General features: G+C 69.9%; 1 protein-coding gene. It reads right to left on the reverse strand.

Annotation, left to right across the window (positions count from 1 at the left end):
- Nucleotides 1-95: 95 nt before the first annotated feature.
- Nucleotides 96-1010 carry a DMT family transporter gene (locus FV222_RS27010; RefSeq protein WP_246685700.1) on the reverse strand — a complete coding sequence of 305 codons (915 nt, stop codon included), beginning with the start codon at nucleotides 1008-1010 and terminating at the stop codon, nucleotides 96-98.
- Between the last annotated feature and the right edge of the window lie 89 nt (nucleotides 1011-1099).

Raw genomic sequence — 1099 nt, forward strand, 5'->3', positions numbered from 1 at the left:
GCGCCGCGACCGCGAGGAGCGCCGCGAGGAGCGGATGGACCGCCGCGAGCGCATGGGCCGCTAAGCCCGGAGCGCGCGACGTGCGAACGGGCCGGTCACCTTCGGGTGGCCGGCCCTTTTCGTTGCGCCATCGCGTCGTGGGCGAGGAGATACAGGCCCGATCCGACGATGATCGCCGCGCCCAGCACGGTCCAGCGGTTCGGGACGTCGCCGAACAGCAGGAAGCCGAGGGTCAGCGACCACAGAAGCTGGGTGTAGAGGAACGGCGCGAGCACGTTGGCCGGCGCCCTCGCATGGGCCAGAATCAGCAGCCAGTGCCCGATCGTGCCGAACAGGCCGATCCCTACGAGCAGCGCCCACACCGTGAGCGAGGCCGGCTCGGTCCAGATCCAGGGCAGCAGCGGCGTCATCACGCCGAGGCCCGCGAGACCGGAATAGACCATCGTGGTCGCAGTCGAGTCGTGGGCCGCGAGTTTGCGCGTCGCCAGGATGTATAGCGCGTAGCACAGCATGTTGCCGAGGCTGAGCAGCACCGCAGGATGCACGGTGCCGACCCCGGGACGCACGATCACCAGTACGCCGAGGAAGCCGACGGCGATCACAGCCAGGCGTCCGCGGGACGACCACTCGCCGAGCAGCGGGCCGGCGAGCAAAGCCACGGTGAGCGGCGTCGCGAACTGGATCGATAGGGTCTCGGCGAGCTGGAGGTGGCGAAGCGCGAAGAAGTTGAGCGCCGTCGAGCCGAACAGCAGCAGCGAGCGCACCACCTGCAGGCCGAGGCGGCGGCTGCGCATCACCGTGGGCGTCGTCACCGGGTTCAGAAACACCGAGATCAGCGCCACGCTCACGAAGTAGCGCATGAAGGTGGTAAGCAGCGGGTCGACGCCGGCCCGGGCCAGCACCTTCGCCGACGCGTCGAGGCAGGCGAAGAACGCCAGCGTCCCGCACATCAGCGCGATGCCGACGAGGCGCCGCCGATCGCGTCCGGGCGCCACGTTCGCTGCGGGCATCGGGTCGGCTGGCGGCGTCGGGCCGGCAGGCATCGTTTCGTCGCGGAAAATCGTCTTGGACCTTCGGGCCGCCGGGATCGGCGAACCTT

This window comes from Methylobacterium sp. WL103, from assembly GCF_008039885.1.
Lineage (GTDB): Bacteria > Pseudomonadota > Alphaproteobacteria > Rhizobiales > Beijerinckiaceae > Methylobacterium > Methylobacterium cerastii.